The organism is Burkholderia sp. FW306-1C-G01B (genome assembly GCF_058781685.1).
On record NZ_JBYSWZ010000010.1, the window covers coordinates 245,078 to 260,382 of the forward strand.

The 15,305-nt window shown below is 66.7% G+C and carries 15 protein-coding genes; 6 read left to right on the forward strand and 9 right to left on the reverse strand.

Going from position 1 to position 15,305, the window contains the following annotated elements:
- The first annotated feature begins 93 nt into the window (after positions 1–93).
- Both ilvD and AC3WLY_RS21465 read left to right on the forward strand, forming a co-directional pair.
- Positions 94–1,767, forward strand: coding sequence for a dihydroxy-acid dehydratase (ilvD, locus tag AC3WLY_RS21460; protein WP_175964202.1), 1,674 nt, complete (start codon positions 94–96; stop codon positions 1,765–1,767).
- Between the two features lie 127 nt (positions 1,768–1,894).
- On the forward strand, positions 1,895–2,221 hold the full coding sequence (locus AC3WLY_RS21465; RefSeq protein WP_175964201.1) for a c-type cytochrome: 327 nt from the start codon (positions 1,895–1,897) through the stop codon (positions 2,219–2,221).
- A gap of 130 nt (positions 2,222–2,351) precedes the next feature.
- Here AC3WLY_RS21465 and AC3WLY_RS21470 read toward each other — a convergent pair whose 3' ends face one another.
- The 3 genes from AC3WLY_RS21470 to AC3WLY_RS21480 are packed head-to-tail and all read right to left on the reverse strand — an operon-like array spanning position 2,352 to position 5,080.
- Complete coding sequence (locus tag AC3WLY_RS21470) at positions 2,352–3,092, reverse strand: DUF2486 family protein (RefSeq protein WP_492309229.1); 741 nt, start codon at positions 3,090–3,092, stop codon at positions 2,352–2,354.
- 25 nt (positions 3,093–3,117) lie between these two features.
- On the reverse strand, positions 3,118–3,534 hold the full coding sequence (locus tag AC3WLY_RS21475; RefSeq protein WP_034178777.1) for a DNA polymerase III subunit chi: 417 nt from the start codon (positions 3,532–3,534) through the stop codon (positions 3,118–3,120).
- 34 nt (positions 3,535–3,568) lie between these two features.
- Positions 3,569–5,080, reverse strand: coding sequence for a leucyl aminopeptidase (locus AC3WLY_RS21480; protein ID WP_175964199.1), 1,512 nt, complete (start codon positions 5,078–5,080; stop codon positions 3,569–3,571).
- A gap of 122 nt (positions 5,081–5,202) precedes the next feature.
- On the opposite strand from AC3WLY_RS21480, the gene lptF reads away from it, so the two are divergent.
- From lptF to AC3WLY_RS21495, 3 genes are read left to right on the forward strand one after another with little or no spacing between them, the layout of a single operon-like run.
- Entirely contained in the window at positions 5,203–6,297 is a 1,095-nt protein-coding gene (gene lptF, locus AC3WLY_RS21485; protein ID WP_072443565.1) for an LPS export ABC transporter permease LptF, read from the forward strand.
- 3 nt (positions 6,298–6,300) lie between these two features.
- Complete coding sequence (gene lptG, locus AC3WLY_RS21490) at positions 6,301–7,449, forward strand: LPS export ABC transporter permease LptG (protein WP_175964197.1); 1,149 nt, start codon at positions 6,301–6,303, stop codon at positions 7,447–7,449.
- Between the two features lie 27 nt (positions 7,450–7,476).
- Entirely contained in the window at positions 7,477–7,860 is a 384-nt protein-coding gene (locus AC3WLY_RS21495) for a sirohydrochlorin chelatase (RefSeq protein ID WP_034178781.1), read from the forward strand.
- Between the two features lie 78 nt (positions 7,861–7,938).
- Here AC3WLY_RS21495 and cobA read toward each other — a convergent pair whose 3' ends face one another.
- The 6 genes from cobA to AC3WLY_RS21525 form a co-directional block, all read right to left on the reverse strand.
- Positions 7,939–8,688 (reverse strand): uroporphyrinogen-III C-methyltransferase, encoded by a 750-nt coding sequence (gene cobA, locus AC3WLY_RS21500; protein ID WP_175964196.1) that lies wholly within the window; start codon positions 8,686–8,688, stop codon positions 7,939–7,941.
- Between the two features lie 75 nt (positions 8,689–8,763).
- Positions 8,764–10,080, reverse strand: a complete 1,317-nt coding sequence (locus AC3WLY_RS21505) for a sulfate adenylyltransferase subunit 1 (RefSeq protein ID WP_425131443.1) — start codon at positions 10,078–10,080, stop codon at positions 8,764–8,766.
- Positions 10,081–10,102: 22 nt separating this feature from the next.
- Complete coding sequence (gene cysD / locus AC3WLY_RS21510; RefSeq protein ID WP_072443575.1) at positions 10,103–11,065, reverse strand: sulfate adenylyltransferase subunit CysD; 963 nt, start codon at positions 11,063–11,065, stop codon at positions 10,103–10,105.
- Between the two features lie 74 nt (positions 11,066–11,139).
- Positions 11,140–11,883: a phosphoadenylyl-sulfate reductase gene (locus AC3WLY_RS21515; RefSeq protein ID WP_425131444.1), complete on the reverse strand. Its 744-nt coding sequence runs from the start codon at positions 11,881–11,883 to the stop codon at positions 11,140–11,142.
- A complete protein-coding gene (locus AC3WLY_RS21520) occupies positions 11,880–12,422 on the reverse strand; it encodes a DUF934 domain-containing protein (RefSeq protein ID WP_492309230.1) in 543 nt (180 codons plus the stop codon). Before AC3WLY_RS21520 ends, AC3WLY_RS21515 begins: the two co-directional genes overlap by 4 nt.
- Before the next feature lie 25 nt (positions 12,423–12,447).
- Complete coding sequence (locus AC3WLY_RS21525; protein ID WP_492309231.1) at positions 12,448–14,127, reverse strand: nitrite/sulfite reductase; 1,680 nt, start codon at positions 14,125–14,127, stop codon at positions 12,448–12,450.
- Between the two features lie 215 nt (positions 14,128–14,342).
- Between AC3WLY_RS21525 and AC3WLY_RS21530 the strand changes: the two genes are divergently transcribed.
- Positions 14,343–15,284 (forward strand): CysB family HTH-type transcriptional regulator, encoded by a 942-nt coding sequence (locus AC3WLY_RS21530; RefSeq protein WP_175964192.1) that lies wholly within the window; start codon positions 14,343–14,345, stop codon positions 15,282–15,284.
- Positions 15,285–15,305 lie beyond the last annotated feature (21 nt).

Genomic DNA, 15,305 nt, shown 5'->3' on the forward strand with positions numbered 1-15,305 from the left:
ATATTGGACATCCCAATCCGGACACTCCATTCTTGTTTCATCCGAACCGGCGCGCCGCTCACGGGCGTCGCCCAGACAACGATGGAGTCCCCCATGCCGTACAACCGTCGCTCGAAGCACATCACGCAAGGCGTGGCCCGTTCGCCGAATCGCTCGATGTATTACGCACTCGGCTACCAGAAGGACGATTTCGACAAGCCGATGGTCGGCATCGCGAACGGCCATTCGACGATCACGCCGTGCAATTCCGGCCTGCAGCGCCTGTCCGACGCGGCCGTCGCGGCCGTGAAGGCGTCCGGCGCGAACCCGCAGATCTTCGGCACGCCGACGATTTCGGACGGCATGTCGATGGGCACCGAGGGCATGAAGTACTCGCTCGTGTCGCGCGAGGTGATCGCCGACTGCATCGAAACCTGCGTGCAAGGGCAATGGATGGACGGCGTGGTCGTCGTCGGCGGCTGCGACAAGAACATGCCGGGCGGCATGATCGCGCTCGCGCGCCTGAACGTGCCCGGCATCTACGTGTACGGCGGCACGATCCGCCCCGGCCACTGGAAGGGCCGCGACCTGACGATCGTGTCGTCGTTCGAGGCCGTCGGCGAATTCACCGCGGGCCGGATGACGCAGGAGGATTTCGAAGGCGTCGAGCAGAACGCGTGCCCGACGTCGGGTTCGTGCGGCGGCATGTACACCGCGAACACGATGAGTTCGTCGTTCGAGGCGCTCGGGATGTCGCTTCTGTACTCGTCGACGATGGCGAACCCCGACCAGGAGAAGGTCGATTCGGCGGCCGAATCGGCGCGCGTGCTCGTCGAGGCCGTGAAGCGCGACCTGAAGCCGCGCGACATCATCACGAAGGCGTCGATCGAGAACGCGGTGTCGGTGATCATGGCGACCGGCGGCTCGACCAATGCGGTGCTGCACTATCTCGCGATCGCGCATGCGGCCGAGGTCGACTGGACGATCGACGACTTCGAGCGCATCCGCAAGCGCGTGCCCGTGATCTGCGACCTGAAGCCGTCGGGCCGGTACGTCGCGACCGACCTGCACCGGGCCGGCGGGATTCCGCAGGTGCTGAAGATCCTGCTCGATGCGGGGCTGCTGCACGGCGACTGCATGACGATCACCGGCCGCACGATCGCCGACGAACTGAAGGACGTGCCGAGCGTGCCGCGCGCGGACCAGGACGTGATCTTCCCGATCGACCGCGCGCTGTACAAGGAGGGTCACCTGGCGATCCTGAAGGGCAATCTCGCGGAAGACGGCGCGGTTGCGAAGATCACCGGCCTGAAGAACCCGGTGATCACGGGCCCGGCACGCGTGTTCGACGACGAGCAGAGCGCGATGGATGCGATCCTCGGCGACCGGATCCGCGCCGGCGACATACTCGTGCTGCGCTACCTCGGCCCGCAGGGCGGCCCCGGCATGCCGGAAATGCTCGCGCCGACGTCCGCGATCATCGGCAAGGGGCTCGGCGAATCGGTCGGCTTCATCACGGACGGCCGCTTCTCGGGCGGCACGTGGGGCATGGTGGTCGGCCACGTCGCGCCCGAGGCGTTCGTCGGCGGCACGATCGCGCTCGTGCAGGAAGGCGACTCGATCACGATCGACGCGCACCGGCTGCTGCTGGAACTGAACGTCGACGATGCCGAGCTCGCGCGCCGTCGCGCCGCGTGGAAACAGCCGGCGCCGCGCTACACGCGCGGCGTGCTCGCGAAATTCGCGGCCCTCGCCCGGCCGGCGAACCAGGGCGCCGTCACGGGTTGACGCGATATCGCCGCATCATGCGACCCCAATGGAAATGGCCGCCGAGGGAACGCGCAAAACGTGCGTTCCCTTTGCTTTTATAATGCGCGGACCATGAAGCCGGCCGTCCCCGCCGGCGGAGAACCGCATGAAACAGACGATATTGCGCGCGCTGCTCGTGATGCTGCTGACCGGCGGCGCAGCGGCGGCGCGCGCCGATCAGGCCGACGGGCTCGCGCTTGCGCAGCGCAAGAACTGCATGGCCTGCCACGCGGTCGGCAAGCCGCTGATGGGCCCGTCGTTCCGCGACATCGCCGGCAAGTATGCGACGCGCGGCGATGCCGTCGATTACCTTGCCCAATCGATCGTGAAAGGCAGCGTCGGTGTATGGGGCAGCGTGCCGATGCCCGCCAATACGCAACTGACGAGCGGCGAAGCCCACGCACTCGCGCAGTGGGTGCTGTCGCTGCGTTGAACCGGATGCCCCGGACGGGGCACAACCGTTGTGCCGGGTGCCGCCGACAGGCGGGCTTGCCCGTCGCCGGCAGCTTCGCCGGCACTTACTGGAACCGCCCCTTTTTTCTATCGCCGGAACGGCCGGGTGTTCAGCCCGAATGACCGGCGCGGCGGCGCGCGATCTCTTCGTCGACCGCGTCGCGGACCCAGTCAATGACCTCGGTTTCCAGCGTCAGCGCCACCTCGCGCGTGACCTGGCCGACCAGCCAGGCCGAATGCTCGTGCAGCGCGTCGCGGCAGCGAGCCTCGATGGCCTCGCGCCCTGCTCCGGTCAGATAGCTCGTCAGCCGATTGCGCAGGCGCTCGGCGATATGCTGCGCATCTTCCGGCGTCAGCCCGACGGCTGCCTGCCCATCCGGCTGCGGCGCCGCGGCCGGTACGACCGCCTCCGGCATGACCGCGTCAGACGCGTGCCCGGCCGCGTCGCGCGCCACCGCAGCGAACGCATGCTGCGACGCATCGTCGTCGGCCAGCGACGACCGGAGCGGCGCATTCATGACCGCTGCGTCCGCGGCGACCACGTGCTCCGCGGCGCCCGGTTCGGCCGGCGCATCGGTCTCGCCCATTGCCGCCGCAGCAGCCGTCGCGACGTCGCCCGGCAGCTCGACCGCCGGCACGTGCAGCGTCGGCACGGGTTCGATCACGACGAATTCGGGGTCGGCCTCGGTTTTCGCGGAATCGGCCGGCGCGATCACGTCGGTCAACACCGGAATCGCCGCGCCGGCGTGCGGCTGCGGCGCGTCGGGCGCGGGCGAGCGCGCCGGCACCGGCTTGCCCGGCACCAACACGTCGGTCAGCGTCGGGATCGAGGATGAATCGGCTTGTGTCACGGGAACGCTCCGTCGACGGTTGCGGCTAGCTGCCCTGCTTGTAGTTGTTCAGCGCGTATCCGCGATCGCGGTAGAAGCGATAGCGGTCGCGGCCCGCGGCCAGTTCGTCCGGCGCGTTGCCGACCACTTCGAGCAGGCGCTCGAAGCGGGCGAACTGCGCGGGCACGGTCGCGCCGAGGTTCAGCAGCACGTGATGATGCGGCGCCTTGTCGAGATCGGCGGCCAGCACGATCGGCGTCCCGGCCGCGTGCTCGCTGTCGACGCCGCAATGCGGAATGAAATCGAGCGGCGAGAACGTCCAGAGCCGCTCGTCGAGCGCGCGCAGGCGCGCGGGCTCGGCGAGCACGACGACCGGCTGCCCGGCCTGGTAGGCCTTGCGCAGCAGCCGGCACGCGTACGCGAGCGAATCGCCGACGTTCGAGTGGAAATCGATCCGCGTCATTGCCCGCGCACCCGTATCGTCGTCAGCACCGCCATCACTGGCCGGCGCGGTCGATCAGGAACTGCGCGAGCAGCGGCACCGGACGGCCAGTCGCGCCCTTCGCGGCGCCGCTCTTCCACGCGGTGCCCGCGATGTCGAGGTGGGCCCACGGGTAGCTCTCGGTGAAGCGCGACAGGAAGCACGCGGCCGTCACGCTGCCGGCCGGACGTCCGCCGATGTTCGCGAGATCCGCGAAGTTCGACTTCAGCTGATCCTGGTACTCGTCGTCGAGCGGCAGGCGCCATGCCGGGTCGCCCGCCTCGCGCGACGCGTCGAGCAGTTCGCCCGCGAGCGCGTCGTCCTTCGAGAACAGGCCGCTGTTGTGATGGCCGAGCGCAATGATGCACGCGCCCGTCAGCGTCGCGACGTCGATCACCGCGGCCGGCTTGAAGCGCTCCGCATACGTGAGCGCGTCGCACAGGATCAGGCGGCCTTCGGCGTCGGTGTTCAGCACCTCGATCGTCAGGCCCTTCATGCTCGTGACGATGTCGCCCGGCTTCGTCGCGTTGCCGCCCGGCATGTTCTCGCAGGTCGGCACGATCGCGACGACGTTGATCTTCAGGCCCATCTCGGCAACCGCGCGCATCGTGCCGAGCACGGAACCGGCGCCGCACATGTCGTACTTCATCTCGTCCATGCCCTCGCCCGGCTTCAGCGAGATGCCGCCCGTGTCGAACGTGATGCCCTTGCCGACCAGCACGACCGGCGCGGCCTTCGCGGCGGCGCCCTGGTAGTGCAGCACGATGAACTGCGGCGGCTCGACCGACGCGCGCGCGACCGACAGGAACGAGCCCATCTTCAGCGCCTGGATCTGCTTGAGCCCGAGCACTTCGGCCTTCAGGCCCCAATCCTTCGCGAGCTTCTTCGCGGTGTTGCCGAGATAGGTCGGCGTGCAGACGTTGCCGGGCAGGTTACCGAGGTCGCGGGTGAGATCCATCCCGTTCGCGAGCGCAACGGCCTGCTTGACGGCGACCTTCGCGGCCTTTTCGTCCGACGGATCGACGCTGAACACGACACGCTTGAGCGTGTGCGACGCCGGTTCCGGCTTGCTCTTCATCTGCGTGAAGCGGTAGGTCTCGTTGCGCAGCGCGAGGATTGCCGCGCGCACGCCCCAGTCGGAGCTGCGCTCGTCGACCGGCAGTTGCGCGAGCGTGAACGTGACCTGGACGACCTTGGTCGCCAGCAGCGCGCGCCAGGCGGCCGTGGCCGCGTCGTTATAGGCTTTCTGATTGAAAGCATCCTGCTTGCCGAGGCCGACGAGCAGCACGCGCGACGCGCCGATGCCCGACACTTCGTGCAGGAACAGCGTCTTGCCGCGCTTGCCGTCCATGTCGCCGGCCTTCACCACGCGCGAAATCAGTCCCTTGGTGGCCGTGTCGATGTCGAGCGCCGCGCCGGAAAGCGTCTGCGCCTCGAAGATGCCGAGGACGATGCAGTCGGACTTCCCGGTCAGGAACCCCTTGGCCTCGCCTTTGCTCCAATCACAGCCTTTTATGCTAAAGTCCATCGCGCTTGTCCTCGGATAAAATCTGGGCTAAGGATGAAAGCCGCAATTATCCGCTATTTTTCCCGTGGCGGCGCGAGCGCTCCACCACGCGTGCGCAGCCTCCCGCCCTCTTCTCATCAAGAATGATCTTCGAACGCTCCCTCCAGCGCGAGCTTGCGTATACGGCTGGCGCCGTGTTCATGGTGCTGCTCACGATCATGCTCACGACGATGATGATCCGCATCGTCGGTTACGCCGCGTCCGGTGAAATCGACCCGCGGGACGTGCTCGTGCTGATCGGCCTGACCGTGATCGGCTATCTCGCCGTGATGCTCGTCGTCACGCTGTTCGTGTCGATCCTGTTCGTGCTGACCCGGTGGTACCGGGACTCCGAAATGGTGGTGTGGCTCGCGTCGGGCGTGAGCCTCACGCGCCTCATCAAGCCGATCGGCGTGTTCGCCACGCCGATCATCCTGCTGATCGCGTTCTTCGCGTTCGTCGGCTGGCCGTGGTCGAACCAGCAGAGCAAGATGATCAAGGCACGCTTCCAGCAGCGCGACGAGATCTCGCTGCTCGCGCCGGGCCAGTTCCGCGAGTCGGCCTCGAACCATCGCGTGTTCTTCATCGAGAAGATGACGCCCGACCAGAGCAAGGTGCAGAACGTGTTCGTGACGTCGACCGAGAACGGCAAGGTCAACGTCGTCGTGTCGCAGACGGGCCATACGGAAACGTCGAAGGACGGCGACCGCTTCGTCGTCCTGGAAGACGGCCGCCGCTACGACGGCACGCCCGGCCAGCCGAACTTCAAGATCATGGAGTTCGAGCGCTACGGCGTGAAGATCACCAGCAAGCCGGTCGTGAACGTGCAGACCACCAACAGCACGCCGACGCCCGAGCTGCTGCGCAACCCGACGCGCGACAACCTCGCGGAATTCGCGTGGCGCGCGGGGCTGCCGCTGATCGCGCTCAACCTGATGGTGCTCGGCATCCCGCTCGCGTACCAGAACCCGCGCCGCAGCCGCACGATCAACCTCGTGATGGCCGTGCTGATCTACCTCACCTACTCGAACCTGCTGAACGTCGTGCAGGCGCAGATCGAGCAGGGCAAGATGTCGTTCGGCGTCGGCCTCGTCGGCCTGCATGCGCTCGTCGCGGCGATCGTCGCCGTCATCTTCTGGTTGCGCGTGCGCAATCGTCCGCTGTTTACACGCGCGCTGTTCGGCCGCTCGGGAGCATGATCGATGCGGCTCTATGAAAAGTACTTCGCGCGACAGATCTACGTCACGTTCATCTTCATCCTGTTCGCGTTCTCGGGCCTGTTCTTCTTCTTCGACCTGATCAGCGAACTGAACTCGGTCGGACACGGCAACTACAAGTTCGGCTACGCGGTGATGCGCGTCGCGCTGCAGACGCCGTCGCGCTTCTACGAGATCATCCCGGTCGCCGCGCTGATCAGCGCGATCTACGTGTTCGCGCAGATGGCCGCGAATTCGGAATTCACGATCTTCCGCGTGTCGGGCCTCGCGACCAACCAGGCGCTGCGCTCGCTGCTGAAGATCGGCGTGCCGCTCGTGATCGTCACCTACCTGATCGGCGAATTCGTCGGCCCGTACGCCGACCAGTTGTCCGAACGCGTGCGGCTGCAGGCGCTCGGCGCGTCGGTGTCGTCGAACTTCCAGTCGGGCGTGTGGGTGAAGGACACGCTCGCGGCCCGCGAAAACGGCGAACAGGTCACCCGCTTCGTCAACGTCGGCAGCCTGTCGCCCGACTCGACGATCAGCAACGTGCGCATCTACGAGTTCGACTCGAAATTCCAGTTGCAGAACGTGAGGATCGCGCAGACGGGCCGCTACGAGCCGCCCGGCCACTGGCTGCTGACGGGTGTCACCGAAACGGAGCTCACGCCGATCAAGCCGATCAGCGGCCAGCCGGCCGACGCGCTGAACCCCGTCTACCGGTCGCAGCAGGTATCGCTGCCCGAATACCGGCTGCGTTCGGACCTGACGCCGCAGATCCTGTCGGTTCTGCTCGTGTCGCCGGAGCGCATGTCGATCATCAACCTGTTCCGCTACATCCAGCACTTGCGCGAGAACCAGCAGGACACGCAGCGCTACGACATCGCGCTGTGGCGCAAGCTGCTGTATCCGTTCGCGGTGTTCGTGATGCTCGTGCTGTCGCTGCCGTTCGCGTACCTGCACACGCGCGCCGGCGTGGTCGGCGTGAAGGTGTTCGGCGGCATCATGCTCGGCATGAGCTTCCAGCTGCTCAATACGCTGTTCTCGCACATCGGCACGCTGAACACGTGGCCCGCACCGCTCACCGCCGCGACGCCGGGCCTGATCTATCTCGCGCTCGGCCTGTTCGCGCTAAAGTGGGTCGACCGGCACTGAGCGCCGCATCACGACGGAGACTTCGACATGAGCTCGCACGGCATCGTCCTGTTCGGCCACGGCGCCCGCGATCCGCGCTGGGCCGAGCCGTTCGAGCGGCTCGCCGCGCGGCTGCGCGGCGCCGGCTCCCCTGCGTCGCACGTGTCGCTCGCGTTCCTCGAACTGATGACGCCGTCGCTCGGTGAGGCCGTGGCCGCGCAAGTCGCCGCCGGCTGCACGCGCATCACCGTGGTACCCGTGTTCTTCGGCCAGGGCGGCCATATCCGCCGCGACCTGCCGCAGCTCGTCGATGCGTGCCGCGCCGCGCATCCGGGCGTCGAGATCCGCTGCGCGACGGCTGTCGGCGAAGACGACGGCGTGCTCGACGCGATCGCACGCTATTGCATCGACCGGATCGGCGACGACGCGTAAGCGCAACGGCGGCTCCAAATGAAAAAGCGCTGGCTTCCGCCAGCGCTTTTTTCGTTTCGGACTACGGCCGGATTCCGCTCAAGCCGCATCCCGCAGCGGATCGCCCGTTTTCGCGTGCCGTGCGCGCTCGGCAAATGCGTCGCCGATCATCAGCAGGCTCGGTTCCGCGGGATCGAGCCACGCCTGCGCGTCGCCCGCCGCCATCTGCGCGAGCGTCAGCGTCAGCGAGCGCTCGCGCGCGGTGCTGCATGCCTCGACGATCGCCACGGGCGTCGCCGGCGCACGGCCGGCATCGATCAGCTCCTGCGCGATGCCGGGGGCGCTGTCGCGGCCCATGTAGTAGACGATCGAATCGGCGCGCGCGGCTTCGCGGATCTCGTCGCTGCCCGGCGCACGGCTGTGCGTCGCGAACGCGACGCTGCGCGACACGCCGCGCAGCGTCAGCGAACGCTTCAGCGTCGCCGCGCCGGCCAGCGCTGCGGTGATGCCCGGCACGACCTCGTAGTCGATGCCGGCCTCATCGAGCGCGCGCATTTCCTCTTCGGCGCGACCGAACAGCATCGGGTCGCCGCCCTTCAGCCGCACGACGCACGCATGCTCGCGCGCCGCATCGACGATCTGCTTGTTGATGAAGTGCTGCGCGGTCGAGCGCTGCCCGCAGCGCTTGCCGACCGCGATCCTGCGCGCGTTCGGCGCGTAGTCGAGCATCGCGGGCTCGACCAGCGCGTCGTGCAGCACGACGTCGGCCTGCGCCAGCAGCCGCGCGCCGCGCACCGTGATGAGGTCCGCTGCGCCCGGCCCTGCTCCGATCAGATATACCTTGCCCATGTTTGTCGCTTCGCTTGTCCTGCGGACGGCGGCGTCCGGCCCGCGCCGCCGCATGGCGGCGCGGTTCGCCGGTGGTTACGCCGAGAACGCCCGGATCATGCCCGCGGCGACCGTGTGGTGCGTCGCCTCGTCGATCAGCACGAACGCGCCCGTGCCCGGATGCGCGTCGTACGTGTCGCAGACGATCGGCTTCTGCAGCGTCAGCGCGACGCGGCCGATGTCGTTCATCTTCAGTTCGTGACGGTCGGTCGCGTGCGACAGCGTATGCACGTCGAGCACCTGCTTGACCGCGCCGATCTTCGCGAACACCGTGCTCGTGGTCTGCTTCAGCAGGTACTTGCGCTGCTGCGACAGCGGCGCTTCGTCGAACCAGCACAGGTCGGCCTCGAGCTTCTTGGCCGGCTCGACCGGCTCGACGGTCGTGACGAACATGTCGCCGCGCGACACGTCGACATCCTGTTCGAGACGGATCGTCACCGTCTGGCCCGCGAACGCTTGCGCGACGGACGCGGTGCCGCCCGGCACCGGCGCGACGATCTCGGCCACCGTCGCGGTACGGTTCGACGGCAGCACGACGATCTCGTCGCCGACCTTCACTTCACCCGACTCGATACGGCCCATATAGCCGCGGAAATCGTCGGCCGAGCTGCCGTCCTGGCGCGCGACCCACTGCACCGGGAAGCGCAGCGCGTCATGCGCCTGCGTCTCGACCGGCAGCGACTCGAGCACGTCGAGCAGCGGCTCGCCCGCGTACCACGGCATGCGCTCGCTCGCGCCGACGATGTTGTCGCCCTTCAGCGCCGACACCGGCACGAAGCGCACGTCGTCAAGGCCGAGCTGCTTCGCGAGCGCGACGTACGCGTCGCGGATCTCGTTGAAGCGCGCCTCGCTGTAGTCGACGAGGTCCATCTTGTTGATCGCGACGATCACGTGCTGCAGCGCGAGCAGCTTGACGATCGCGCTGTGGCGTTTCGTTTGCGGCAGCAGTTCGGCAACGCCGTTCTCGACCGTCACGCGCGTCGCGTCGATCAGGATGATCGCCGCGTGCGCGGTCGACGCGCCGGTCACCATGTTGCGCGTGTACTGCTCGTGGCCGGGCGTATCGGCGATGATGAACTTGCGCTTCGCGGTCGCGAAGTAGCGGTATGCGACGTCGATCGTGATGCCCTGCTCGCGCTCGGCTTCCAGGCCGTCGGTCAGCAGCGCGAGGTCGAGCTCGTCGCCCACCGTGCGCTTGTTCTTCGCGCGCGACAGTGCGGACAGCTGGTCCGACAGCACGGCCTTGCTGTCGTACAGCAGGCGGCCGATCAGCGTGCTCTTGCCGTCGTCGACGCTGCCCGCGGTGATGAAGCGCAGCACGCCGAGGTCTTCGTGATTTTCGATGATGCTCATGATGTGAATGTCCTCGTGTGCTTCAGAAATAACCTTGCTTCTTGCGCTGTTCCATCGCGGCTTCGGAGGTCTGGTCGTCCATCCGCGTCGCACCGCGCTCGGTGATCTCGGTCACCGCCGTCTCGGCGATGATCTTCTCGACGTCGTCCGCGTCGCTCTCGACCGGGCACGTGCAGCTGATGTCGCCGACCGTGCGGAAGCGCACCTGGGCGACTTCGCTCGTCTCGCCGTCGCGCATCGGCGTAAGCGGCGTGACGGGCACGAGCAGACCGTTGCGGCGCACGATCTCGCGCTGATGCGCGTAATAGATCGACGGCAGCTCGAGGTTCTCGCGCGCGATGTACTGCCACACGTCGAGCTCGGTCCAGTTCGAGATCGGGAACACGCGCAGGTGTTCGCCTTTATGCAGCCGTGCGTTGAAGAGGCTCCACAGCTCAGGGCGCTGCGCCTTCGGGTCCCACTGGCCGAATTCGTCTCGGAACGAGAAGATGCGCTCCTTCGCACGTGCCTTCTCTTCGTCGCGGCGCGCGCCGCCGATCAGCGCGGTGTAGCCGTGCTGCTCGATCGTCTCGAGCAGCGTGACGGCCTGCGCGGCGTTGCGCGAATCGGTTTCGCGGCGCAGCACGACCGTGCCGCGCTTGATCGAATCCTCGACGTGGCCGACGATCAGCTCGGCGCCGAGCTCCTGCGCGCGGCGGTCGCGGAAATCGATCACTTCGTCGTAGTTGTGGCCCGTGTCGATGTGCACGAGCGGGAACGGCAGCGTCGTCTTGCGGTTCGCGCCGAGACCGAACGCCTTCAGCGCCAGATGCAGCACGACGACCGAATCCTTGCCGCCCGAGAACAACAGCGCCGGCTTGCTGCATTCGGCGACCAGTTCGCGCAGGATGTGGATCGACTCGGCTTCGAGCCAGTCGAGGTGGCCCATGCGGCTGTCGCCGCCGGTGGCCGGGGCAAAGGCGGATTGCTCGAGCGTCGTGCTCATGATTTCAGTCCTTCTTCTGGGTTCGTGCCGCCCGCTGTCGCAGGCGGCGCAATATTCAGTTTCTTGTCAGGCTTTCAGTGCGCAGCGCCTGCTTCGGCGGTCGCGGGAATCGGCGTGATCGTGATGTGCAGCCCGCATTCCTTCGTGTCGCGCGATTCCCACCACCAGCGGCCCGCGCGGCTGTCCTCGCCGGGGCGGATCGCGCGCGTACACGGCTCGCAGCCGATGCTCGGATAACCGCGCGCGTGCAGCGGGTTGACCGGCACGTCGAACGCTCCGAGGTACGCCCATACATCGGCTTCCGTCCAGTCGGCGAGCGGATTGTACTTCGCGATCCCGCGCGCTTCGTCCTGTTCTTCCTCGTGCAGCTCCGCACGCGTGACCGACTGCTCGCGGCGCTGGCCCGTGACCCACGCGCCGACATCGGCCAGCGCACGGTTCAGCGGCTCGACCTTGCGGATGTGGCAGCACGACTTGCGCAGCTCGACGCTCTCGTAGAACGCGTTCAGGCCGTGCTCGGCGACGTACTGGTCGACCGCATCCTGCTGCGGATGGAACTGCTCGATCTCGTAGCCGTAGCGCTCGCGCACGCGGTCGATCATGCCGAGCGTTTCCGCGTGCAGACGGCCCGTGTTCAGCGAGAAGATGCCGATCGACACGCCCTTCGACAGGATCGCGTGCGTGAGCAGCATGTCTTCCGCGGCGAGGCTGCTCGCGAACTTCACCTTCTCGTGACGTGCGCCGATCTGCGCGAGCAGCGCGTCGAGGCGCTCGACCTTCGCGGCGAGTTCCGGCGTCAGCGCGGTAGCGGTACTCATGCGCCCACCTTGGCGTCGGCTGCGGCGGCGCGGCGGCGGAACAGCGGCGCCGGCTCGTCGAACGCGCCCTGGTAGCGCTGCGTGAATTCCGTGAACGCATTCAGCGCGTCGTGGATGTCCCTGTCGGCACGCACCGCGAATGCGTCGAAGCCGCAACGCGACATGTACAGCAACTGGTCGCGCAGCACGTCGCCGATCGCGCGCAGCTCGCCCGTCCAGCCGTAACGCTCGCGCAGCAGGCGCGCGATGCTGTAGCCGCGGCCGTCCGCAAAGCGCGGGAAGTCGACGGCAATCAGCGAAATCGCGCCGAAATCGGCCGCGAGATCGGCCGGCTCGCTGTCCGGCGCGAGCCACACGCCGAGTTCGTCCTTCGTCTTCGCGGCGACGAGCGCCGCGCGCTCGGCCTGCCACAACGCGAACGGCACCAGCACCTTGCCGGCCGGCAACGCGTCGACCGCGGGCAGCGCACCGTCTTCCGTCGCGCGCACGACCTGCCATGCATCGTCGATCACTGCGCGATTCTTGATAATCGAAGCCATCTGCAAATTCCTTGTACCCGGTTGGTTACGCGTTCACTGCCTGGCGCGCCGCATACACGCGCTCCTTGAACGGCGCGATGCCGATGCGGTCGTACGTGTCGACGAAACGCTCGCCGTCGATGCGCGCTTCGACGAACGTGTCGATCAGCTTCGCGATCACGCCCGGCACTTCTTCCGCCGAGAACGACGGCCCGATCACGCGGCCGAGGCGCGCGCCGTCGCGGCCCGTGCCCTGCTCGCCGCCGAGCGACACCTGGTACCACTCGGCGCCGTCCTTGTCGACGCCGAGGATGCCGATGTTGCCGACGTGGTGATGGCCGCACGAGTTCATGCAACCGGAAATGTTCAGCGACAGGTCGCCGAGGTCGTACACGTAGTCGAGATCGTCGAAGCGCTGCTGGATCGCCAGCGCGATCGGGATCGACTTCGCGTTCGCGAGCGAGCAGAAATCGCCGCCCGGGCACGCGATGATGTCGGTCAGCAGGCCGATGTTCGGCGTCGCGAAACCGGCCGCCTTCGCCTTTTCCCACACCGCGAACAGATCGCGCTTCTTCACGTTCGCGAGGATCAGGTTCTGCTCGTGCGACACGCGCAGCTCGCCGAACGAGTATGCGTCGGCCCAGTCGGCGACCAGCTCCATCTGCTGGTCGGTCGCGTCGCCCGGCGCCACGCGGTGATCCTTCAGCGACAGCGTGACGGCCGCGTAGCCGGACACCTTGTGCGGCGCGACGTTGCGCTCGACCCAGCGCGCGAACGCCTTGTTCTCGAGCAGGTGCTGTTCGAACGATGCGTCGGTGTCGGCCAGCTTCTCGTAGACGGGCGGCTTGAAATACTGCGACACGCGGTCGACTTCCGCCTGCGTGAGCGTCGACGGGCCATCCTTCAGGTGCTGCCACTCTTCCTCGACCTGCTGCGCGAACTTCGCGGGCGACAGCGCCTTCACGAGAATCTTGATGCGCGCCTTGTACAGGTTGTCGCGGCGGCCGAAGCGGTTATACACACGCAGCACGGCTTCGCAGTAGGTGAGCAGGTGCTGCCACGGCAGGTCTTCCTTGATCACCGCGCCGATGATCGGCGTACGGCCGAGGCCGCCGCCCGCGAGGATGCTCGCGACCACCTCGCCCTGCGCGTTCTTCTTCAGGTACACGCCGAGATCGTGGATCTGCACGGCCGCGCGGTCGTGCTTCGAGCCCGACACCGCGATCTTGAACTTGCGCGGCAGCCACGCGAATTCGGGATGGAACGTCGACCACTGGCGCAGGATTTCCGACCACGGACGCGGATCGATCTCCTCGTCCTGGGCGACGCCCGCGAACTGGTCCGCCGTGATGTTGCGGATGCAGTTGCCCGAGGTCTGGATGCCGTGCATCTGCACCGACGCGAGCTTCGCGAGGATCTCGGGCGTGTCTTCGAGCTGGATCCAGTTGAACTGGATGTTCGAACGGGTCGAGAAGTGGCCGTAGCCGCGATCGTGTTCGCGGGCGATGCGCGCCAGCATCCGGAGCTGGTCGCTGCGCAGGTTGCCGTACGGAATCGCGATGCGGTGCATGTACGCGTGGCGCTGCATGTACAGGCCGTTCTGCAGACGCAGCGGACGGAATTCGTCTTCGCTCAACTCGCCCGACAAGCGGCGGCGCACCTGATCGCGGTATTGCGCGACACGCTCGTCAACGATCGTCTGGTCGTATTGGTCGTACTGATACATTCGGGGACCCCAGGGGTTTTCGTGGTGACCGCGCGACGTCCTAGCCACGTCGCGCCCGAATCTCCGTTCCGTCGCCACTGCCGCCATCCGCTGCCGGGTGGATTGCTAATGACGAAAACAGATATCCATATTTGAAAAACTCCGGTGAATCGTAATAAACTCGCCTTATATTTCAAACGACTAAAAAATTCTGTTGATATGCGGAAGGGTTATAAATGAACCTGCACCAATTTCGCTTCGTGCGCGAGGCCGTCCGGCAGAATTTCAACCTCACCGAGGCCGCCAAGGCGCTCTACACGTCGCAGCCGGGGGTATCGAAGGCGATCATCGAGCTCGAGGACGAGCTGGGCGTGGAGATCTTCACGCGGCACGGCAAGCGCGTGCGCTCGCTCACCGAGCCGGGCAGGATCATCCTCGCATCGGTCGAGCGGATCCTGCAGGAGGTTGAAAGCCTTAAAAGGGTCGGGAAGGATTACGCCGCGCAGGACCAGGGCAACCTGACCATTGCGGCCACCCACACGCAGGCCCGCTACTCGCTGCCGGCCGCGATCGCCGAATTCAAGAAGCGCTTCCCGAAGGTGCACCTGTCGATCCTGCAGGGCAGCCCGACGCAGGTGGCCGAGATGGTGATCCACGACCAGGCCGATCTCGGGATCGCGACCGAGGCAATCTCCGACTACAAGGAACTCGTGTCGCTGCCCTGCTTCCAGTGGCACCACGCGGCCGTCGTGCCGGCCGATCACCCACTGCTCGAACGCAAGCCGCCGTCGCTCGACGATCTCGCGCAATATCCGCTGATTACGTACGACGACGCGTTCGCGGGCCGCAAGAAGATCAACCAGGCGTTCGCGCTGCGCGGGCTGTCGCCGGACATCGTTCTCGAGGCGATCGACGCCGACGTGATCAAGACCTACGTCGAACTCGGCCTCGGCGTCGGCATCATGGCCGACATCGCGTTCAATCCCGAGCGCGACCGCAACCTGCGCCTGATCCCGGTCGGCCACCTGTTCGGCAGCAACGTGACGCGCGTCGCGCTCAAGCAGGGCGCCTACCTGCGCAGCTATGTGTATACGCTCGTCGAACTGCTGTCGCCGACGCTGAACCGCAAGCTGATCGAGCAGGCGCTCAAGGGCGAATCCGAATCGTACGAACTGTAAGCGCCCCCCGGACCTGTCGCT